Origin of the sequence: Pseudomonas sp. MF6396 (assembly GCF_002018915.1) — a bacterium.
GTDB lineage: Bacteria > Pseudomonadota > Gammaproteobacteria > Pseudomonadales > Pseudomonadaceae > Aquipseudomonas > Aquipseudomonas palmensis.
On the sequence record NZ_MVOK01000009.1, the window covers coordinates 165261 to 185216 of the forward strand.

Consider the following 19956-nt stretch of genomic DNA (forward strand, 5'->3'; position numbering starts at 1 on the left):
CCTGCTGAGGCACTGTCGAGCCTTGCAGAAGCCGGCCGCCGGCGAGGTGCAGGCTGCGGTCAGACCCGGAACTGCCTCAGCAACTGCCCCAGCTGTTCGCTCAACTGGTTCAATGCGGCCCCGGCACTGCTCGACTGGTGCGCCGCCACGGCCGTCTGACGCGACAGCTCGGCCGTCTGGGTGACGTTGTGGTTGATCTCTTCCACCACATGCGACTGCTGCAGCGTGGCACTGGCAATCGAGGCATTCAGCGCGCTGAGGTTGTGCAGTGCCTGGCTGATGGCATCCAGGCTGGCACCGGCCTCGCTGGCCTGTTCGACCGTCTCGCGCGAGGCCAGGCTGCTGGCATCGATCGCCTTGACCGCAGCCTCGGACTGGCCCTGAAGGTGCTCGATCATCTGCTGGATCTCGGCCGTCGCCTGCTGGGTGCGTTGTGCCAGCAGGCGCACTTCGTCGGCCACCACGGCGAACCCGCGACCCTGTTCACCCGCCCGCGCGGCCTCGATGGCGGCGTTGAGTGCCAGCAGGTTGGTCTGCTCGGCAATCGAACGGATCACCTCCAGTACGCTGCCGATACGCGTGCTCTGGCCCGCCAGGGCCTGGATCACCTGCACCGCCTGGTCGATGGTGCCCGACAGCTCGTCGATTTTCAGCAGGCTGCCATGAATGCTTTGCCGGCCCTGTTCGGCCCGCTGCTGGGCGTCCTGCATCTCGCTGGAGGCGTGCTCGGCGTTCCTGGCCACGTCCTGCACCGCATAACTGACCTCGTTGATTGCGGTGGCCACCTGTTCCATCTGCTGCGACTGCTGTTCGCTGCGCTGGTGCGCCTGGCCGGCGTTGCTGCCTACATCCCCGGCCGAATGGCCCAGGGCCTTGGCGGCGCCCTGCAACTGGGTCACCACCTGCTGCAGCTTGGCGGTGAAGGTGTTGAAGTGCAGGCCCAGTTGGGTGACTTCATCCTGCCCATGGGTGTCGAGGCGACGGGTCAGGTCGCTTTCGCCGCTGGCGATGTTGCCCATGGCATCCACGGCTTCCTGCAAGGGGCGGGTGATACTGCGGGCGATCAGCATGACCACCAGTGCCATTATCAGCGCGATGACCACCCCCAGCAGCGATGCGTCGCGAAGCTGGCGCACGAACTCGGCGTGCATGTCGTCGATGTACACGCCAGAGCCGATCACCCAACCCCAGGGTTTGAACAGCTGGATGTACGAGGTTTTTTCCACCGGCTCGCTGGCACCGGGCTTGGGCCAGCGGTAGTCGATGCTGCCGGCGCCCTGGGCCTTGGCCAACGCGACCATTTCGTTGAACAGCGCATAGCCGTCCGGGTCGCGAATGCCGGAAAGGTCCTGGCCTTCGAGCTTGAGGTTCATGGGGTGCATGATCATCTTCGGGCCCAGGTCGTTGATCCAGAAGTAGTCGTCCTGGTCATAGCGCAACCCGCGCACCGCACTCAGCGCCTGTTGCTGGGCGGCCTCGCGGGTAAGGGTACCGCTGGCTTCCAGCCCCTGGTAATAGGCCAGCACGCCGGCTGCGGTTTCGACCACGTGCCGGGTCTTTTCGGCCTTTGCCTGGTACAGGTCACCGTGGATCTGACGCAGCATCAGCAGCCCCAGGGTCACCAGCATCAGTACCGCCACCACCAGGATGAGCCACAGCCGACGGCTGATCGACATACTGCGTAAAGTCTTCATGAAGGTCACCCTATGTTCTTGTTATTGTCCGCATCCAACCACGCTTTACCGAAACAACCTACTCGACCAAGGGCTAAGTGATTGATTAGTAGAGCGCTGTCGCGTCGAGCGGCAGCGTTTGCACGAGCGCTCTGTTAGGATTTCGGCCTTCACGGGGCAGTTCTGAAGGCCGGGGTAGCATTTCCTTCGGTTTTGCGACGGAGTGTCGCCGTAATATGCCCGGTTTCGGGCAATCAAATAACGAATGATGAGACCTGCCAGCGGCAATGTCTTACGGGGGAATGATGGATTTTTGGACCGCCATGCAGGCTGTGATTCTCGGCATCGTCGAGGGTCTGACGGAATTTTTGCCCATTTCGAGTACCGGTCACCAGATCGTGGTCGCCGACCTGATCGACTTTGGCGGCGAACGCGCGATGGCGTTCAACATCATCATCCAGCTGGGCGCGATCCTGGCGGTGGTGTGGGAATTTCGCCGCAAGATCCTGGACGTGATGGTGGGCCTGCCCCGCCAGGCCCGGGACCAGCGCTTTACCCTCAACCTGCTGATCGCCTTCATGCCCGCCGTGGTGCTGGGCGTGCTGTTCGCCGACCTGATCCATGAGTACCTGTTCAACCCGATCACGGTGGCGGTGGCCCTGGTGGTGGGCGGGGTGATCATGCTGTGGGCCGGGCGCCGCCAGCACGTGGTGCGTGCCGAGGAGGTCGATGACATGCGCTGGACGGATGCGCTGAAGATCGGCTGCGCGCAGTGCCTGGCAATGATTCCAGGGACTTCGCGGTCGGGCTCGACGATCATCGGCGGGCTGTTGTTCGGCCTGTCGCGCAAGGCCGCCACCGAGTTCTCGTTCTTTCTGGCGATGCCGACCATGGTCGGGGCGGCGGTGTTCTCGGGCTACAAGTACCGTGACCTGTTCCAGCCGGATGACTTCCCGGTGTTCGCCATCGGCTTTGTGGTGTCGTTCATCTTCGCGATGATTGCGGTGCGCGGCTTGCTCAAGTTCATCGCCAGCCACAGCTACGCGGTGTTTGCCTGGTACCGTATCGCATTTGGCCTGGTGATCCTGGCGACCTGGCAGTTCGGCTGGGTCGACTGGGCCGTGGCGCACGGCTGAGATGGCCCGCATCGAAACGCGCCCGCCCATGCGCCACCTGCGCCTCAAGTTGCTGGCATTCGTGGCCCTGTGCCTGCTGCCGGTGCTGGGCGCACTGAAGCTGGGTGTGGGCACAGGCAACTGGTTGTGGCTGGCGGCCTATGGGCTGGCGAGCCTTGGCTGTTTCGGGCTGTACGGCTACGACAAGCGTCAGGCGCGCGACCAGGGGCAGCGTACCCCCGAGAAGGTGCTGCATGCCTGCGAACTGGTCGGTGGCTGGCCAGGCGCGCTGCTGGCGCAGCAGGTGTTCCGGCACAAGACACGCAAGTTGTCCTATCAGCTGGTGTTCTGGGTGATCGTGCTGGGGCATCAGGTGTTCTGGGCCGACTACCTGTTTCTTGCCGGGCGATTGTTCGGGTTCTAGAGCGCTTTCGCCAGCAAGGTCGGCGCCTTCAGGGGCCGGCCTTGCCGGCGAAAGCCATCGGCCTCAGAGCAGCAGCCCGACCTGTACGCGCTTGGGCAATCGCCGCACCACCAGTTGGTGCGAGCGGCGCAGCAACTCTTCCAGTTCCCCACGCCCCATCGCATAAGGCTGCGCCACATTGATCCAGTGTGCCCGCGCCAGGTACGGCGCCGGTCGCACCCCGGGGCGGTCCACGTAGCCCAGGAACAGTTCGGTGTCGACCTTGAACGACAAGCCTGCACCCGCCAGGTCCATCACCGCGAACATCTTGTTGCCGGCCACCGAGAACACGCGCACGCCACCCCATTTGTAATCTTCCTGCACACCGGGCAGGCCCAGGCAGAATGCCGCCACCTGTGCCTCGGTCATTTTTCGCTCAGACATAACGCTCTCCGCATTCCTCGAACGAGGCTACCAGGTGATCGATCCACGCCCTGACCGCCGGCAGCACGCCGCGCCGGTGCGGGTACACCGCCTGCAGGTAACCGCCCGGCAGTGACCAGCCCGGCAGCAGGCGTACCAGTTCGCCGCGCTGCAGTTCGGCCTCGCAGTGCATGATAGGCAGCGTGGTGAAGCCCAGGCCCGCCAGGGTGGCGGCCTTGCGCACCACGAAGTCGTCGATGGCCAGCCGCGCTTCCAGGGTCAGGTCCTGCTTGTGGCCCTGCTCGTCGAGCAGGCGCAGGTGCACCAGGCGGTCGGCCTCGACCGCGCCCAGTACCGGCACCCTGGCCAGGTCGGCAGGGGAGCTGACAGGGTGCCGGGCGGCAAACTCAGGTGCGGCCACCAGCAGCATCTGCGCCTGGCGCAGGCGACGGGTGACCAGTGCCGGGTCTTCGTCGCCCAGGTCGCGCACACGCAGGGCCACGTCGATGCCTTCGGTGATCAGGTCGACCCGGCGGTTGAGCAGCACCATGTCCAGCTGCACCTGCGGGTACTGCTGCAAAAATGCGCTGATCACGCCGGGCAGGAACTCATGGGCCAGGCCCACCGGGCACGACACCCGCAAGCGCCCGCGCGGTTCGCTGGTCATGCTGGCCACCGCCTCGTCGGCCATCTCGGCCTCCAGCAGCATGGCCTGGCAATGGCGCAGGTAGCGCTCGCCCACGGCGGTGAGCTTGAGTTGCCGGGTGGTGCGCTGCAGCAGACGCGTGCCCAGGCGCTCCTCCAGTTCGGCAATGCGCCGCGACAGCCTGGATTTGGGCACGCCGAGCAGACGCCCGGCCGCCGCGAAGCCGCCGGCCTCCACCACGCGGGCGAAATAGAACAGATCGTTGAGGTCTTGCATGCCGGTCATGGGCATTGTCCTGCCAGTGGGACGAAGAAGTGCGAATTTGCGATCTTATCAGCTATTGGCTATCCCGGTAGCATCCTCCCCATCGTGATCGCCAGCCGATCCTCATTCAGGAGAGCCCCATGAAACTGTTGCACATCGATTCCAGCATCCTCGGCGACAACTCCGCTTCTCGCCAGCTCAGTCAGCGTGTAGTCGCCGCCTGGCAAGCGGCAGAACCTTCGGCGCAGGTGGTCTACCGGGACCTGGCCGCCGATGCCATCAGCCATTTCTCGGCCGCGACCCTGGTTGCCGCCGGCACGCCTGACGAACTGCGCGATGCGGCGCAGCAACATGAAGCCAGGCTCAGCAGTGAAACCCTCCAGGAGTTTCTGGCGGCCGATGCGGTGGTGATCGCGGCGCCCATGTACAACTTCACCGTTCCGACCCAGCTCAAGGCCTGGATCGACCGCATTGCCGTCGCCGGCCAGACCTTCCGCTACACCGAAGCCGGGCCTGAAGGCCTGTGCGGCAACAAGAAGGTGATCGTGGTGTCGACCTCCGGCGGCCTGCACGTCGGCCAGCCGACCGGTGTGGCCCACGAGGAATTCCTCAAGGTGTTCCTGGGCTTTATCGGCGTCACCGACGTCGAGTTCGTTCGCGCCCATGGCCTGGCCTACGGCGACGAGCACCGCAGCAATGCCATGCAGGCCGCCCAGGCGCAGATCGACAGCGAGCTGTTCGCGGCTGCCTGAGCCCCTGTCGAAAAGCCGACTTGCGGTCACCCCGCAAGTCGGCTTTTTCATGCACCTTTCATCCAGCCCGGCCTGGCCCGCTCTATGCTTGCCAGTACCGGTCACAGGTGCGGGCCGGGCAGGGTGAGCAACGATGCGGTGGGTTCGAACATTTTTGATGCTGGTGCTGTGGGGCTGCTGCCTGCTGGTGCAGGCCGAGCCCGCGCAGCACTGGAGAGTCGGCTTGCATCGCATGGCTGTGACCGACCCGGTGGACGGCCAGCCGATGCAGGCGCTGGCGTTCTACCCATCCAGCGACGCCGCCCGGTGGCATCAGGTCGACGGCTATCGGGTCCACGTGGCCGAAGAAGGCGCGGTGGTAATGGGCCGCTTCCCGTTGCTGATGTTGTCCCATGGCAATACCGGCACGCCACTGGCGCTGCATGACCTGGCCAGCGCCCTGGCACGCCGGGGCTTCGTGGTGGTGGCGGTGGTGCACCCGGGAGACAACGCCCGCGATCACAGCCGGCTTGGCACCCTGAGCAACCTCTATGGCCGGCCCCTGCAGATCAGTGCCGCCTTGACCGCGACCCTTGCCGATCCGTTGCTTGCACCTTACGTCAGCGACGGGCAGGTAGGCATGATCGGTTACTCGGCCGGTGGCGAGACGGCGTTGATCCTGTCCGGTGCCCGACCAGACCTGCAACGCCTGCGCCGCTACTGCCAGCAGAACCCGCTGGACGCCGATGCCTGCAAGGCCCACGGGGTGCTGGTGGCAGACCGTGACGACCTGCTGCCCCACGCCGACCCCAGGGTGCGTTCATTGCTGCTGATGGCGCCGTTGAGCCTGATGTTCGGACGCCACGCGCTGGCCGATGTGAAGGTGCCCGCGCTGATCTACAGCGGCGACCGCGACCAGTTGCTGGCCATCGACAAGAATGCCCAGGCACTGGCGCGCAAACTGCCGATCACCCCCAACTACCGACTGCTGGCGGGTGCCGGGCACTTCGTGTTCATGGCCCCGTGCGACGCATCCCAGCTGCAGCACATGGCCACGCTGTGCACCGATGCCGAAGGGGTGGACCGCGCCGGCATACACCTGTCGTTGCAGGCCGAAGCCACGCGCTTCTTCACCCGCACCCTGGGGGGCGCCGAGCGTGTCGGCCTGAGTGCGGTCGATCACTGAGCCGTGGCGCGGCGCAACAGCACCAGGGTCAGGCCCACGCCGGCCAGTGACAGCAGCGCCGCCACACAGAAGATCGAGGCGTAGCCCAGGTGCGCAGCGATGGCGCCCATCACCGGGCCGGCAATCGCCAGGGCCAGGTCGAAGAACACCGCGTAGGCCCCCAGCCCGGCGCCGCGGCTGGAACTGGGCACCTGCTTGATCGCCTCGACCCCCAGTGCCGGGTACACCAGTGACAGGCCGAAGCCGCTCAGCCCCGCGCCGACCAACGCCAGCAACGGTGACGGCGCCAGCCACAACAATGCCAGCCCCAGGGCCTCGACGCCCATGCAGGCAATTGCCACGCGGTAGCCGCCCCACTGGTTGACCGCGTTCACGAACATCAGCCGCGACAGGATGAAGCACACGCCGAAGGCGCTCAGGCACAGGGCGGCGCCGCTCCAGCCGCGTTCTATATAGAAGAGCGTGACGAAGGTGGTCAGCGTGCCATAGCCGATGGAGGCCAGGGTAAGGCCCACGCCGCACGGTGCCACCCGCGCGAAGGCGGCCCAGAACGGCAGGCGCACGCCACGCACCACCGGCACCGAGGGCTTGTTGCGTATCACCAGTAGCGCCGCTGCCGCCAGCGCGGTCAGGCTCAGGCCCAGGGTGGCGAAGTTCAGTTCGCTGGCCACGATCACCCCCAGCGGTGCACCGATGGCGATGGCGCCATAGGAGGCGATACCGTTCCAGGAAATCACCCGCGCGGTGTGTTCGGCGCCCACCTGGCCGATGCCCCAGCTCAGGGTGCCCACGCCAATCAGGCCCTGCGCGATGCCCAGGGCCACCCGTGCAGCCAGCAGCACCGCCAGGCTCATCACTGGCAGGTGCACGGCCAGTGCCGATGCCCAGGTCAGCACGCCGCTCAGCGCGATGCCCAGCAGCCCGTAGATGATCGCGCGCTTGGTCCCCAGGCTGTCGGCCAGGCGTCCGGCCATGGGGCGGCTGAGCAGGGTGGACAGGTATTGCAGGCCGATGGTGATGCCGGCGATGACCGCGCTGAACCCCAGGGTGTCATGCACGTGGCTGGGCAGCACCGCGATCGGCAGGCCGATGCAGAGGAAGGCGATGAAGGTGTAGAAGACGATCGACAGTATCTGTCGGGTAACCGACTCGTTACTAAGTGCAGCAGAAGGGGGCGGGGCAGACATGGGGCTCGTTCGCAGGCAAGCGGTTGGAGGCGACCATGATGGCGGGAGCGGGCAGGAAAAGAAAGCAGGCTAACGAACAAGCTGTGGCCAGCAAGGCCGGCCCCCACCCGGGTCGCGAAAACCACGCACCCTGCAGGAGCCGGCCTTGCCGGCGAAGCTTGTGTACGACGTTTAGATCAACACACCCTGGCTGCGCAGGTAGTCGTCATAGGTACCGCTGAAGTCGATCACGCCGCTGGGGCTCAGCTCGATGATGCGGGTGGCCAGCGAGGACACGAACTCGCGATCGTGGCTGACGAACAGCAGCGTGCCCGGGTAGTTTTCCAGCGCCAGGTTGAGCGCCTCGATCGATTCCATGTCCAGGTGGTTGGTCGGTTCGTCCATCACCAGTACGTTGGGCTTTTGCAGAATCAGCTTGCCGAACAGCATGCGGCCTTGCTCGCCACCGGAGATCACCTTCACCGACTTGAGGATCTCGTCGTTGGAGAACAGCATGCGCCCCAGAGTGCCGCGGATGATCTGCTCGCCCTGCGTCCACTGGCCCATCCAGTCGAACAGGCTCAGGTCCTCTTCGAAATCGTGGGCGTGGTCCTGGGCGTAGTAGCCCACTTCGGCGCTTTCGGTCCATTTCACCTCGCCGGCATCCGGGGTCAGCTCGCCGACCAGGGTGCGCAGCAGGGTGGTCTTGCCGATACCGTTGGGGCCGATGATCGCCACGCGCTCGCCGGCTTCGACGGTGAAGCTGAAGTTCTTGAACAGGGTCTTGCCGTCGAAGCCCTTGGACATCTTCTCGATGGTCACGGCCTGGCGGTGCAGTTTCTTGGTCTGCTCGAAGCGGATGAACGGGCTGACGCGGCTCGATGGCTTGACCTCGGCCAGCTGGATCTTGTCGATCTGCTTGGCGCGCGAGGTGGCCTGCTTGGCCTTGGATGCGTTGGCCGAGAAGCGGCTGACGAAGGTCTGCAGCTCGGCGATCTGGGCCTTCTTCTTGGCGTTGTCCGACAGCAGTTGCTCGCGCGACTGGGTGGCGGCGGTCATGTACTCGTCGTAGTTGCCCGGGAACAGACGCAGCTCGCCGTAGTCCAGGTCAGCCATGTGGGTGCACACGCTGTTGAGGAAGTGACGGTCGTGGGAAATGATGATCATGGTGCTGTTACGCGCCGTGAGGATGCTTTCCAGCCAGCGGATGGTGTTGATGTCCAGGTGGTTGGTCGGCTCGTCGAGCAGCAGCACTTCAGGGTCGGAGAACAGTGCCTGGGCCAGCAGCACACGCAGTTTCCAGCCTGGGGCGACTTCGGTCATGGGGCCGAAATGCTGTTCGAGGGGAATACCCAGGCCCAGCAGCAGTTCACCGGCGCGGGATTCGGCGGTGTAGCCGTCCATCTCGGCGAATTCGGTTTCCAGCTCGGCGACGGCCATGCCGTCGTCTTCGGTCATTTCCGGCAGCGAGTAGATACGATCGCGCTCGGCCTTGACCCGCCACAGTTCCTCGTGGCCCATGATCACGGTATCGATCACGGTGAATTCTTCGTAGGCGAACTGGTCCTGGCGCAGCTTGCCCAGGCGCACGTTCGGCTCGAGCATCACCTGGCCGGCCGACGGCTCCAGGTCGCCGCCGAGGATTTTCATGAAGGTCGACTTGCCACAGCCGTTGGCGCCGATCAGGCCGTAGCGGTTGCCATTGTTGAACTTGACCGAGACGTTCTCGAACAAGGGCTTGGCGCCAAACTGCATGGTGATGTTAGCGGTAGAAATCAAGTGCTTATCCTGCGGGGTGTCCAGAGGTGTGTTTAGGTGCCGCCGACCTTTTGGGGCCGATTTCGGGCCCGTCAGATACGGGACGGCAGCTTCTCCAGCTCCTTCCAATCCGAGGAGGAGCTGATCCATTTTGCGTAGGTAGAGAGCAACATCTCGACGCTGTGGCCGAGTTGGTTCGCGATGAACGCAGGGTTCATCCCAGCCATTAGGCACATGGTTGCGTAGGTGTGGCGCGTGTCGTACTGCCGACGTTCACGGATGCCCAGCGCCTTGAGCGCGAGCTTGAAGTGCCTGATTGTAACACCTGCCTGCCTGATCTACATCCCGCCTTTACCCGGCTGGAACACAAAAGGACTGGTGGGAGTGGCTGATTTCGATGCCATTTTGCGCAAACCCGGTACCACGGCCTGTTGCTCCCCAGCGTGCTCATCCCCGGGTTTCTTCCTTTTTGCCCGCATGCTTGTCTGCGGGCCGCTACTGCCGTTGTGCTTGCGCGCCGCCGCAGCGGCCCGGCCAGATCTTCGTTTGCCACGGCAACAGCTCTCCAGGCCCGCGCCTTTCGGCGGACTGATGTGTTATAAAAAAGAATGTCAAACAGGAGGTTAGATATGGCCAATAAAGCCAAACCGTTCTACTACGCTGCGGCGCCACTGATTGCGATCGGCGCTGCGTTCGCCGCAGTCGGCGCCTCTGGGCAAGCTGCTTTTGGCTACACCGCGGTCGGCTTTCTGGTGCCTGGTGTAGTGCTGCTCGTTACCGGATATCGCCAGCGGGCTTGACGTGTGCGGTGGGGTCAAGCTGCAGGCACAGGCATACACATAGGTGCCTGAGTGAAAATACTCAACGCGGACTATCGAGCGAGCCTTGAATAGGGAGGCCCTGCCTGAAGCGAAAACTCTTGTTCCAGGCATCTACCCCAGACAATAGGGGGGCGTGATTCCAAGAGAGCCCTTACGGAACTGCCTCGCAATGCCTGTCTCGGCCAAATTGTTAATTTTTTTCGCGTAATACTGGCTTAATTTTTAAAAGGCTTGATTGCCTGCTTTGGAGGTTGACGACATTTTTTTGATGATCAGTGCCCAATTGTAAGAGCCATTTTCAGCGAATACACTCCAGACCATGAAACGCTACCTGCGGTTTTGTCTCATCTTCTTGATCAGCCTGGCGCTTCCCCTCAGTGGGATGGCGGGGGTTCAGGCACCGACAGAACCTTGCCCGATGAAGACCATGGGTATGGCTATGATGGACGACATGGGCATGGATTGTTGCAACGACATGAAAAGCCCTGTCGAACACGGCAAACCTTGCAAGCCGGGCCAGGAGTGCAAGTCGGGCGGTATGTTGCAAGTCTCAATCTTCAAGCCTCCTGTGACCGTGTTCAGCCCCGTAGTGCTTTCCCTCATCAGCGATTCTCTGCCTGTACAGACCCCGTCCGGGGTATGGCGACCGCCACGCGTTTGATTCCTTTCCAACATTGAGCCTCATTCCGCATTAGCGGGATGGACTAGCTGCGCGCGTTCCATTTTTTCGCGTGCAGTGGATGATCACAGGAATCGTAAACATGAACTCCAAGTGCAATTGCACAGGCTGGTCTCTTATGGCCGGCTTGGCGGCAAGCGTGCTGGCATTGCCGAGCTTCGCTGCGCCATTGACGCTCGATGAAGCTCTGCGTCTGGCCGAAAACAATGCGCCGTCGCTGACCGCACAAGATGCCAAAATTCAAGCTGCCAGCAGTGCAGCTATTCCAGCCGGTGAATTACCTGATCCCAAGCTGCTGATGGGCGTGCAGAACTACCCCATTGGGGGCCCGGATCGCTGGAGCATCGACCAAGACTTCATGACCATGCAAATGGTCGGGGTCAGACAGGAGATGCCCAACAGCGACAAGCGCAAAGCGCGGATTGAGGTCGCCGATGCAGCCATTGATCGCGCCTCTGCGGAGCGTCGAGTCGAACGTCTGAAGGTACGCCAGTCCACGGCATTGGCCTGGATCAGTAGTTACTCGGTTGAGCGCAAAGATGCACTGTTTCAGGACTTCTACAAAGAAAATCTCCTGCTAGCCGATACTGTACGGGCTCAGATTGCCGGTGGCCGCGCTCAACCTGCTGACGCGGTGACACCCAAACAAGAAGCAGCCAAACTGGCAGAACAACAGGACGATCTGACTCTCCAAAGAGCGCAAGCACAAGCGGCTCTCAAACGCTGGATTGGTTCTGCCGCTAACGACAAGCCTGTGGGTAGTTTTCCTGAATGGCCGGTCGACACCTCAGGCTACTCCCATAGGCTGCAACACCATCCCGAGTTGGCTGCGTTTGCACCGATGACCCGCGAAGCGCAGGCCAAGGTTCGGGAAGCCGTATCAGAGAAGCAGTCGGACTGGAGCTGGGAAGTGGATTACCAGCATCGTGGCCGTGAGTTCGGCGATATGGTCAGCGTGCAATTTTCTTGGGATTTACCTCTGTTTCCTGACTCGCGCCAAACCCCCAAAATCGCTGCCAAGCAGGCTGAACTCAGCCAGCTCGAGGCCGAGCGCGAAGCCCTGTCACGCGAGCACACTCAGCAATTGGAGAGCGAACTGGCCGACTATGAGCGCCTGAATCGTGCGGTGCGTCGAAATCAGGAAAGCCTGTTGCCTCTGGCCAAGGAAAAGGTCGAACTCAGTATGGCGAGTTATCGGTCGGGCAAAGGCGATTTGAGCGCCGTGGTTGCCGCCCGACGTGAACTCGTCGAAGCGCGCCTCAAACAGATCGACGTGGAGGAGCAACGAGCGCTGACCAGTGCGCGCCTGTATTTCGCTTATGGGGAGACCAGCCAATGAGCCTAAAAAAATGGAGTGGGTCATTGGTGATAGGCATCTCGTTGGCATTGGGTGTAGCCGGTGGGTACTGGTTCGCTCATCTGCGCATGAGCGAAGTGCCAAGTACCGTTCCAGAGCAGAGCCTCAATTCTCCAAACGAGCGGAAAGCCCTGTATTGGTACGATCCCATGTACCCGCAACAAAAATTCGACAAGCCGGGTAAATCCCCCTTCATGGACATGCAGTTGGTTCCCCAGTACGCCAGCGGTGCAGGGGATCGGGCAACTGTGAGTATTGATCCGAGCTTGACTCAAAATCTCGGGCTGCGTTTTGCGACCGTCACCCGTGGTGTCCTGGATTCCAGCCTCAATGTGACAGGCATCCTGGCGTTCAACGAGCGTGATGTCGCGGTGATTCAGGCTCGCACCAGTGGTTTTGTGGAGCGGGTCTACGCCCATGCTCCCGGTGACGTGCTCAAGGCCAACGCGGCATTGGCGGATATCCTAGTGCCAGAGTGGGCAGCCGCCCAGACGGAGTTCCTTGCCCTGAAACGCAGCGGGGATGCTGAGCTACTGGCTGCGGCCCGCCAACGATTACTGCTCACGGGAATGCCAGCGGCACTGATCACTCAGGTCGGGCGTAGTGGCAAGGTTCAGCCTTACTTGACGCTCACCAGCCCTATAGGTGGTGTGCTGCAAGAATTGAATGTTCGTGCAGGCATGACCGTGGCGATTGGCGATACTCTGGCACGTGTGAACGGCTTGAGCAGTATCTGGCTGGCCGTGGCCATTCCAGAATCGGAAGCCGGAACTCTCACCTTAGGACAGACCGTCGAAGCGCGCCTGCCTGCCTTTCCGGGAACAATACTCAATGGCAAGGTCAGCGCGATTTTGCCCGAGACCAACTCGGACAGTCGCACAATTCGTGTGCGGGTGGAGCTGCCCAATCCTGACGGTCACCTGAGACCAGGTCTGTCGGCGGAGGTACGTCTGAACCGCTCGACCGAGAAGAGTGTCCTGTGGGTGCCAAGCGAGGCCGTCATTCGCACTGGTCGACGTGCTCTGGTGATGCTCGCCGCAGGCGCGGGTCGCTACCGTCCTGTGGAGATCCAACTTGGGCAGGAAAGCGATGGTAGAACGGCGATCCTGAAGGGCTTGGAAGAAGGTCAGAAGGTGGTTACGTCTGGCCAATTCCTGCTCGACTCGGAGGCCAGCCTTAAGGGCGTTGTCATAGGGGCGGAGGACGAGTCACCACCAAGTGCAGCAGGCTCCAGCTTACATGAAGCGGATGGGCAGATTGTTGAGATCAACGACAAAGAGGTCACTCTTGCCCATGGCCCTTTCAAGACGTTGGGCATGCCTGGTATGACGATGACTTTCCCGCTTGCCAAACCGGCACTGATGCAGGGACTTGAAACGGGTGACAAGGTTCGTATCGGAGTTACTCAAACCGATGATGGTTTGCGTGTGGATCGCTTGGATAAATCGGGGAGCCAGCCATGATCGCGGCCCTGATTCGTTGGTCAGTGGCCAACCGTATCCTAGTGCTACTGGCGACACTGTTCGTTGCGGCTTGGGGCATTTGGTCGGTGCAGAGCACCCCTATAGACGCGCTGCCCGATCTCTCTGATGTACAGGTAATCATCCGTACACCTTACGCAGGCCAGGCGCCGCAGATTGTCGAGAACCAGGTCACCTATCCGTTAGCCACCACCATGCTCTCGGTGCCGGGTGCCAAGACGGTACGTGGTTACTCCTTCTTTGGTGATAGCTTCGTTTACGTGTTGTTCGAAGACGGCACTGACTTGTATTGGGCCCGTTCGCGGGTGCTGGAATACCTGAGCCAAATACAAAGTCGATTGCCTGCCAGTGCCAAGCCGGCGTTGGGGCCGGATGCGACAGGGGTGGGGTGGATCTATCAATATGCACTGGTAGATCGCAGTGGCGGACACGACCTGGCACAGCTTCGCGCTCTTCAGGACTGGTTCCTCAAGTTCGAACTCAAGACTTTGCCCAACGTTGCGGAAGTGGCTACCGTGGGAGGCATGGTAAAGCAGTACCAGGTGCAGCTCGATCCGCTCAAACTGGCCAGCCTCGGCATCACGCAAGTCGAGGTGAGCGAGGCTATCGGCAAAGCTAACCAGGAAACCGGTGGTGCCGTGTTGGAGATGGCAGAGACCGAGTTCATCGTGCGGGCGTCGGGCTATTTAAAGACACTTAATGACTTTCGAGCGATCCCGCTTAAGTTGGGTTCAGGCGGTGTGCCGGTGACCCTGGGTGATGTCGCCACGATTCAGTTAGGGCCGGAAATGCGCAGGGGCATCTCCGAACTCGACGGCGAAGGTGAGACCGTCGGTGGTGTGGTGATTTTGCGTAGCGGCAAGAATGCTCGCGAAACCATTGCAGCGGTCAAGACCAAGCTCGATGAACTGAAAAGCAGTCTGCCGGCTGGTGTGGAAATCGTCACCACCTACGATCGCAGCAAGCTGATCGACCGCGCTGTCGATAATCTCAGTCACAAGCTGATCGAGGAGTTCATCGTCGTCGCCTTGGTGTGCGGGATCTTCCTCTGGCACCTGCGCTCATCCCTGGTGGCGATTATCTCCTTACCGGTTGGTGTATTGATTGCCTTCATCGTCATGCGTTACCAGGGTATCAACGCCAACATCATGTCCTTGGGCGGAATAGCCATCGCCATTGGTGCCATGGTCGATGCTGCCGTAGTGATGATCGAAAACGCCCACAAGAAAATCGAGGCCTGGCACGCAGCCAATCCGGATGAGGAGCTAACGGGGGAGCGTCATTGGCATGTGATGACTGAAGCAGCGGCAGAGGTAGGCCCGGCACTTTTCTTCTGCCTATTGATCATCACCTTGTCGTTCATTCCGGTATTCACCCTGGAGGCTCAGGAAGGACGGCTGTTTGGCCCATTGGCGTTCACCAAGACCTACGCCATGGCCGCAGCGGCGGGATTGTCTGTGACTCTGGTGCCCGTGCTGATGGGCTACTGGATTCGAGGGCGAATACCCAATGAGCAGCAGAACCCGTTAAACCGTTGGCTGATCCGAATCTATCAGCCGGCTTTGGATATGGTCTTGCGTCGACCTAAGATCACATTGCTGTTGGCGCTACTGATTTTTGTCAGTGCGCTATGGCCAATGTCGCGCTTGGGTGGTGAGTTTCTTCCGCCGCTGGACGAGGGTGATCTGCTCTATATGCCTTCGGCTTTGCCGGGCTTGTCGGCACAGAAAGCAGCGCAATTGCTGCAACAGACCGACCGCCTGATCAAAACCGTGCCCGAAGTCGAACATGTCTTCGGTAAAGCGGGACGCGCGGAAACTGCCACCGACCCCGCGCCGCTAGAGATGTTCGAAACCACCATTCAATTCAAACCGCACGAGCTATGGCGTGCAGGCATGACCCAGGAAAAACTGGTGGAAGAATTGGATCGAGTGGTGCGAGTCCCTGGACTGACGAATATCTGGATACCACCGATTCGCAACCGTATCGACATGCTGGCCACTGGGATCAAGAGTCCCATCGGGGTGAAAGTTGCCGGCACCAACCTGACGGAGATCGACGCCGCTACTCAGGCGGTAGAGCGCGTTGCCAAGGGTGTGCCTGGTGTCAGTTCAGCTCTGGCTGAGCGCCTGACCGGTGGCCGTTACATCGACGTGGATATCGACCGCAAAGCCGCCGCGCGCTACGGGCTGAATATTGCCGATGTGCAGTCCATCGTGGCCGGTGCTATCGGTGGTGAAAACGTCGGGGAGACCATTGAAGGGCTCGCCCGTTTTCCGATCAGCGTGCGCTACCCACGGGAGTGGCGTGATTCGGTCGGCGCCTTGGAGCAATTGCCGATCTATACCCCGCTAGGGAGCCAGATCACCCTCGGCATAGTGGCGAAGGTCAAGGTCACGGATGGCCCACCGATGCTCAAGAGCGAAAACGCACGACCTTCGGGTTGGGTATACATCGATGTGCGTGGTCGAGACATTGCCTCGGTGGTCGCCGATCTGCGCCGAATCGTCAGTGAGCAGGTCAAGTTGCAGCCCGGAATGAGCCTGAGCTATTCAGGACAGTTTGAATTTCTCGAAAGGGCCAACGCACGACTCAAGCTGGTGGTGCCTGCCACGCTGCTGATCATCTTCGTGCTGCTCTATCTGACGTTCGCCCGCTTCGATGAGGCTTTGCTGATCATGGCCACGCTGCCATTCGCACTTACGGGCGGAGCATGGTTCCTCTATCTGCTGGGATTCAACCTATCGGTCGCCACCGGGGTCGGCTTTATCGCCTTGGCCGGTGTGTCCGCCGAGTTTGGTGTGATCATGCTGCTCTACCTGAAGAATGCCTGGGCCGAACGGGAAGACCTCGGCGACAGCACTGAGCGCGGGCTGGTGGCAGCGATTCGTGAAGGCGCTGTGCAGCGCGTTCGACCCAAGGCCATGACCGTGGCGGTCATTATTGCCGGTTTGCTGCCGATCCTGTTGGGCAGTGGCACTGGTAGCGAAGTGATGAGCCGCATTGCCGCGCCCATGGTCGGCGGCATGGTCACGGCCCCCTTGCTTTCCCTGTTTGTCATTCCGGCAGCCTATCGCCTGATGCGTCGCCGGCACCTCATCGTTGAACCGATCAAACCACAAGGAAAATTCGTATGAAACTGACCCTGATCGCAGCTGCCAGTACCGCGTTTATGTTTTCACTTTCTGCCTACTCGCAGGACATGCCGGGTATGAAAATGGATGGTATGGAGGGCATGAAGATGGAGCAGGAAACAAAACAGGCTCCAGTTGCTGACGCTGAGGGAACCATCAAGGCTATGGATACTTCGAAGCATACGGTGACCATCTCCCACGGAGCTGTGCCAGCGGTGCAATGGCCCCCAATGACTATGGCCTTTTCAGTGACGGAGGATCAGCTGGCAGGTCTGAAGGTCGGAGACCATGTATCGTTTTCCTTTAGGGTAAAGGATGGCAAAGCCGCAATCGTTTCCATTAAAAAATAAGACTGTAGCGATGAGAACTACCGGCACGCTCTGTCGTGCCGGTTTGGAAAGGCTGCCCTTGCTAAAATCCGCCATCTGTTCGTCGCCACAATTCGCGTATTTACCATGGACACCACGTGATCCATTCCTGTGAAAAAGCGTGTGGTCTATGGACGCCGGAAACTTGCTCTAAACCCCGCCAACTGTTCATTCAAACTGATCTCCATGGGTTGACATCTTTCCTTTATATCGACGAAGCCTTCGCCGATCTGACGGGTATGACCGACCTGGACCAGCTCGGCCGGCGCATCCGCGCCCCATGCAACCACAAAATGGAAAAACACCGAATCGACCCAAGTGGGGTAAGCCAAGGCTGCGGTACTTGTAAGCGAACGCTGTTTGTCCCCTCAAATCTTGATTTCTGATATGTCCGTGCTTTATTGGCTGATGTTTGTCGTCATTGACGATCAAACACTATTTGTCATTACCGAGCCAGGTGCTTGCACGTTCGCTTGAAGGCCTGGGCTCGCGCGTGTTGATAATCAGCTTGGTCAAGGAAATCAAAGGAATGAAACTTTCACCCGCAGCAAAAGGAATTGCACTGGCCCTGGTCGGTTTCTGTTCATCGATACCCGTGGTGCACGCGTGCACGCGGCTGGTTTTTCTTGGAGATAACCAACAGATCATAACGGCACGCTCAATGGACTGGGCGAAGGATGTGGAAACCAACCTGTGGGTGTTCCCCCAAGGCATGAAGCGCCACGGTGAGGCAGGCCCCAATTCGGTTACCTGGACGTCGAAGTACGGCAGTGTCATTGCGTCCGGCTACGATATTTCCACCACCGACGGCATCAACGAAGCCGGGTTGTCTGCAAACCTGCTGTGGCTGGTGGAATCAGAATATCCAGCACTCGAACAGGGCAAGCCAGGGCTCAGTATCTCGGCATGGGCTCAGTACGTATTGGATAACTTCAAGACCGTGGCTGAAGCGGTCGAGGCGCTCAAGGCCGAACCGTTTCATGTGGTGACATCCAAGGTTCCGAAGGAAACCCGCCTGGCAACGCTGCACCTTTCAATGTCCGATGCGTCGGGCGATAGCGCAATCGTTGAATATATCGATGGCAAGCAAGTCATTCACCACGACAGAAAATATCAAGTGATGACGAACTCGCCGAAGTTCGACGAGCAGTTGGAAATGTATGCTTACTGGCAAGGCATTGACGGAACACAGATGTTGCCTGGCACCAACCGCTCGCCTGATCGCTTTGCGCGTGCGTCCTTCTACGTAAATGCCGTGCCCAAGCATGAGGATGCGCGGCTGTCACTGGCCAGTGTGTTCAGTGTGATTCGCAACGTCTCGGTGCCGTACGGCATTACAACGCCAGATCAGCCCAATATCTCATCCACGCGCTGGCGGACCGTGGCGGACCATAAACACAAGCAGTATTTTTTCGAGTCCGCAGTCACGCCCAATACGTTCTGGGTTGACCTGAAGAAGCTGGACCTCAGCCAGAAAACCGGCAAGGTGAAGAAGCTGGACCTGGGGCCGAACCAGGCAAACGTGTATGCCGGCGAAGTGTCCGCCCGCTTCGAAGAGTCCGCACCGTTCAAATTCGAGGGGATTTGAATTGCACCAGCGACTTGATCCCTGACATTTACACTCAGGACGCAACAGCGCTCGCCTCGGCAATCATGAGGTCGAGCGCTTTTGTGTGCGTTGAACAAAAGGCGGCTCGGTCATCAGCCTGCCTGTGGCAACCCAAATCCCAGACAAAGAAAAGCCCGCGATGGGGGGGAGCGGGCTTAAAGGTTTCTACTAGGAGCTGGGTCAACCATAAGCCTTCGAATGTGAAAGGCTTGTGAAAATTACGGGATTGGTCTGAATGATTGCTATTTCACCGTGCAGGTCCAGCGGTGATTGTGCCGGTAGGGCGCGCGCATGAAGGTGATGTCCGAGACGCGGGTCAGGCCGCGTTTGCGCAGGGCGTCGGTCAGTTGTACGAGTGTCTCTGCTTCGATAGTCATTGCTGTTACCTCGTCAGATTTACTGCGTTCATAGGTCTGGACCGGGCGGGTGTCGGGCTAATTCAATTTTTTTGCCCGTGTATCGACGACCGCAAACAGGCCAGGCAAAAAAGATGAACCACCCACGCCGCCACGCGCTCACATGAACAGCGGTACCTCAAACGCAGTTCCCGAAAAACAGAACGAGGATTTCATGATGAATACCCTGTTGCGAAGCAGCGCTTTTGCGCTGGCGTTTACCCTGGCAGGCGCGGTACACGCGGCCCAGGACGCCGACGATTTCGTGGAAGACGCCTCGGCCAAAGGCATCGCCGAAGTGGAAGCCGGCAAGCTGGCCCAGGAGAAGGGCAGCGCCAGCGACGTGAAGGCCTTTGCCGACATGATGGTCAAGGACCACACCGCCGCCAACGAGAAGCTCAAGGCCATCGCTGCCAGCAAAAAGCTGGAAGTCTCGGATGATGCCATGCTGATGGACAAGGCCAAGGCGATGATTCTGGAGCTGCGTAGCGCCAAGTCGTTCGACCAGGCCTATGCCAACAACCAGGTCAAGGCGCACGAGGCCACCATCGAGCTGTTCGAGAACTATGTGAAGGACGGCACCGATGCCGAGCTCAAGGCGTTCGCCGAGAAAACCCTGCCCACGCTGAAAGAGCATCTGACCAAGGCCAGGGCACTTGCGAGCGCACACGGCGGTGATGCAGCCCAACCCTGAGTCAATGCCCGCTGGCCAGTGCGCAGGCGCTGGCCATTGGCAATGCAGTACGC

Annotated in this window: 18 protein-coding genes and 1 pseudogene; 12 read left to right on the plus strand and 7 right to left on the minus strand. The window is 60.6% G+C overall.

Going from position 1 to position 19956, the window contains the following annotated elements; all coding sequences use genetic code 11:
* Window positions 1-59 precede the first annotated feature (59 nt).
* Window positions 60-1694, minus strand: a complete 1635-nt coding sequence (locus MF6396_RS11800; protein WP_078480438.1) for a methyl-accepting chemotaxis protein — start codon at window positions 1692-1694, stop codon at window positions 60-62.
* A 284-nt stretch (window positions 1695-1978) separates the two neighbouring features.
* Here MF6396_RS11800 and MF6396_RS11805 point away from each other — a divergent pair, with 284 nt between their 5' ends.
* Together MF6396_RS11805 and MF6396_RS11810 are read left to right on the plus strand one after the other, a co-directional pair.
* Complete coding sequence (locus tag MF6396_RS11805) at window positions 1979-2809, plus strand: undecaprenyl-diphosphate phosphatase (protein ID WP_078480440.1); 831 nt, start codon at window positions 1979-1981, stop codon at window positions 2807-2809.
* A 1-nt stretch (window position 2810) separates the two neighbouring features.
* Complete coding sequence (locus MF6396_RS11810; RefSeq protein WP_238596434.1) at window positions 2811-3212, plus strand: DUF1294 domain-containing protein; 402 nt, start codon at window positions 2811-2813, stop codon at window positions 3210-3212.
* A gap of 63 nt (window positions 3213-3275) precedes the next feature.
* On the opposite strand, the gene MF6396_RS11815 is transcribed toward MF6396_RS11810, so the two are convergent.
* Both MF6396_RS11815 and MF6396_RS11820 read right to left on the minus strand, forming a co-directional pair.
* Window positions 3276-3635, minus strand: a complete 360-nt coding sequence (locus MF6396_RS11815) for an MmcQ/YjbR family DNA-binding protein (protein ID WP_078480390.1) — start codon at window positions 3633-3635, stop codon at window positions 3276-3278.
* Window positions 3628-4536 (minus strand): LysR substrate-binding domain-containing protein, encoded by a 909-nt coding sequence (locus MF6396_RS11820; protein ID WP_043861502.1) that lies wholly within the window; start codon window positions 4534-4536, stop codon window positions 3628-3630. Before MF6396_RS11820 ends, MF6396_RS11815 begins: the two co-directional genes overlap by 8 nt.
* A 128-nt stretch (window positions 4537-4664) precedes the next feature.
* Here MF6396_RS11820 and MF6396_RS11825 point away from each other — a divergent pair, with 128 nt between their 5' ends.
* Both MF6396_RS11825 and MF6396_RS11830 read left to right on the plus strand, forming a co-directional pair.
* Window positions 4665-5276, plus strand: a complete 612-nt coding sequence (locus MF6396_RS11825; RefSeq protein ID WP_078480392.1) for an FMN-dependent NADH-azoreductase — start codon at window positions 4665-4667, stop codon at window positions 5274-5276.
* 133 nt (window positions 5277-5409) lie between these two features.
* The gene (locus MF6396_RS11830) at window positions 5410-6441 is read left to right on the plus strand and encodes an alpha/beta hydrolase family protein (RefSeq protein WP_078480393.1); all 1032 of its coding nucleotides are present in this window, start codon (window positions 5410-5412) and stop codon (window positions 6439-6441) included.
* Here the strand turns inward: MF6396_RS11830 and MF6396_RS11835 are convergent.
* The 3 genes and pseudogenes from MF6396_RS11835 to MF6396_RS29285 all read right to left on the minus strand — a co-directional run bounded on the left by MF6396_RS11835 (window position 6435) and on the right by MF6396_RS29285 (window position 9769).
* Complete coding sequence (locus tag MF6396_RS11835; protein WP_078480394.1) at window positions 6435-7628, minus strand: MFS transporter; 1194 nt, start codon at window positions 7626-7628, stop codon at window positions 6435-6437. The genes MF6396_RS11830 and MF6396_RS11835 overlap by 7 nt on opposite strands.
* 171 nt (window positions 7629-7799) lie before the next feature.
* Window positions 7800-9386: an ABC-F family ATPase gene (locus MF6396_RS11840; RefSeq protein ID WP_043861471.1), complete on the minus strand. Its 1587-nt coding sequence runs from the start codon at window positions 9384-9386 to the stop codon at window positions 7800-7802.
* Window positions 9387-9457: 71 nt separating this feature from the next.
* Window positions 9458-9769 (minus strand): annotated as a pseudogene (locus MF6396_RS29285) (integrase).
* 225 nt (window positions 9770-9994) lie between these two features.
* On the opposite strand from MF6396_RS29285, the gene MF6396_RS28795 reads away from it, so the two are divergent.
* From MF6396_RS28795 to MF6396_RS11875, 7 genes are all read left to right on the plus strand, one after another.
* Entirely contained in the window at window positions 9995-10165 is a 171-nt protein-coding gene (locus tag MF6396_RS28795) for a hypothetical protein (protein WP_177346323.1), read from the plus strand.
* Between the two features lie 340 nt (window positions 10166-10505).
* The gene (locus MF6396_RS11850; protein ID WP_054914555.1) at window positions 10506-10847 is read left to right on the plus strand and encodes a hypothetical protein; all 342 of its coding nucleotides are present in this window, start codon (window positions 10506-10508) and stop codon (window positions 10845-10847) included.
* Between the two features lie 100 nt (window positions 10848-10947).
* Window positions 10948-12204 carry a TolC family protein gene (locus MF6396_RS11855; RefSeq protein WP_043861473.1) on the plus strand — a complete coding sequence of 419 codons (1257 nt, stop codon included), beginning with the start codon at window positions 10948-10950 and terminating at the stop codon, window positions 12202-12204.
* Entirely contained in the window at window positions 12201-13685 is a 1485-nt protein-coding gene (locus tag MF6396_RS11860; RefSeq protein ID WP_078480396.1) for an efflux RND transporter periplasmic adaptor subunit, read from the plus strand. The genes MF6396_RS11855 and MF6396_RS11860 overlap by 4 nt, the downstream gene beginning before the upstream one ends.
* Window positions 13682-16840, plus strand: a complete 3159-nt coding sequence (locus tag MF6396_RS11865; protein WP_078480397.1) for an efflux RND transporter permease subunit — start codon at window positions 13682-13684, stop codon at window positions 16838-16840. The genes MF6396_RS11860 and MF6396_RS11865 overlap by 4 nt, the downstream gene beginning before the upstream one ends.
* The gene (locus tag MF6396_RS11870) at window positions 16837-17187 is read left to right on the plus strand and encodes a copper-binding protein (RefSeq protein WP_078480399.1); all 351 of its coding nucleotides are present in this window, start codon (window positions 16837-16839) and stop codon (window positions 17185-17187) included. The genes MF6396_RS11865 and MF6396_RS11870 overlap by 4 nt, the downstream gene beginning before the upstream one ends.
* A gap of 547 nt (window positions 17188-17734) precedes the next feature.
* Window positions 17735-18793, plus strand: a complete 1059-nt coding sequence (locus tag MF6396_RS11875) for a linear amide C-N hydrolase (RefSeq protein ID WP_043861477.1) — start codon at window positions 17735-17737, stop codon at window positions 18791-18793.
* 263 nt (window positions 18794-19056) lie between these two features.
* Here the strand turns inward: MF6396_RS11875 and MF6396_RS29220 are convergent, their stop codons facing one another.
* Window positions 19057-19191: a hypothetical protein gene (locus tag MF6396_RS29220; protein ID WP_255001044.1), complete on the minus strand. Its 135-nt coding sequence runs from the start codon at window positions 19189-19191 to the stop codon at window positions 19057-19059.
* A 196-nt stretch (window positions 19192-19387) separates the two neighbouring features.
* Here MF6396_RS29220 and MF6396_RS11880 point away from each other — a divergent pair, with 196 nt between their 5' ends.
* Window positions 19388-19903, plus strand: coding sequence for a DUF4142 domain-containing protein (locus MF6396_RS11880; protein ID WP_043861503.1), 516 nt, complete (start codon window positions 19388-19390; stop codon window positions 19901-19903).
* Window positions 19904-19956 lie beyond the last annotated feature (53 nt).

What these genes read in the sequence shown, in the direction of transcription:
- MF6396_RS11810 (WP_238596434.1), top strand. Translation starts at nt 2,811, where the DNA reads ATGGCCCGCATCGAAACGCGCCCGCCCATGCGCCACCTGCGCCTCAAG.
- MF6396_RS11855 (WP_043861473.1), top strand. Translation starts at nt 10,948, where the DNA reads ATGAACTCCAAGTGCAATTGCACAGGCTGGTCTCTTATGGCCGGCTTG.
- MF6396_RS11830 (WP_078480393.1), top strand. Translation starts at nt 5,410, where the DNA reads ATGCGGTGGGTTCGAACATTTTTGATGCTGGTGCTGTGGGGCTGCTGC.
- MF6396_RS11820 (WP_043861502.1), bottom strand. Translation starts at nt 4,536, where the DNA reads ATGCAAGACCTCAACGATCTGTTCTATTTCGCCCGCGTGGTGGAGGCC.
- MF6396_RS11870 (WP_078480399.1), top strand. Translation starts at nt 16,837, where the DNA reads ATGAAACTGACCCTGATCGCAGCTGCCAGTACCGCGTTTATGTTTTCA.
- MF6396_RS11880 (WP_043861503.1), top strand. Translation starts at nt 19,388, where the DNA reads ATGAATACCCTGTTGCGAAGCAGCGCTTTTGCGCTGGCGTTTACCCTG.
- MF6396_RS11800 (WP_078480438.1), bottom strand. Translation starts at nt 1,694, where the DNA reads ATGAAGACTTTACGCAGTATGTCGATCAGCCGTCGGCTGTGGCTCATC.
- MF6396_RS28795 (WP_177346323.1), top strand. Translation starts at nt 9,995, where the DNA reads ATGGCCAATAAAGCCAAACCGTTCTACTACGCTGCGGCGCCACTGATT.
- MF6396_RS11815 (WP_078480390.1), bottom strand. Translation starts at nt 3,635, where the DNA reads ATGTCTGAGCGAAAAATGACCGAGGCACAGGTGGCGGCATTCTGCCTG.
- MF6396_RS11850 (WP_054914555.1), top strand. Translation starts at nt 10,506, where the DNA reads ATGAAACGCTACCTGCGGTTTTGTCTCATCTTCTTGATCAGCCTGGCG.
- MF6396_RS11860 (WP_078480396.1), top strand. Translation starts at nt 12,201, where the DNA reads ATGAGCCTAAAAAAATGGAGTGGGTCATTGGTGATAGGCATCTCGTTG.
- MF6396_RS29220 (WP_255001044.1), bottom strand. Translation starts at nt 19,191, where the DNA reads ATGACTATCGAAGCAGAGACACTCGTACAACTGACCGACGCCCTGCGC.
- MF6396_RS11805 (WP_078480440.1), top strand. Translation starts at nt 1,979, where the DNA reads ATGGATTTTTGGACCGCCATGCAGGCTGTGATTCTCGGCATCGTCGAG.
- MF6396_RS11825 (WP_078480392.1), top strand. Translation starts at nt 4,665, where the DNA reads ATGAAACTGTTGCACATCGATTCCAGCATCCTCGGCGACAACTCCGCT.
- MF6396_RS11835 (WP_078480394.1), bottom strand. Translation starts at nt 7,628, where the DNA reads ATGTCTGCCCCGCCCCCTTCTGCTGCACTTAGTAACGAGTCGGTTACC.
- MF6396_RS11865 (WP_078480397.1), top strand. Translation starts at nt 13,682, where the DNA reads ATGATCGCGGCCCTGATTCGTTGGTCAGTGGCCAACCGTATCCTAGTG.
- MF6396_RS11875 (WP_043861477.1), top strand. Translation starts at nt 17,735, where the DNA reads ATGAAACTTTCACCCGCAGCAAAAGGAATTGCACTGGCCCTGGTCGGT.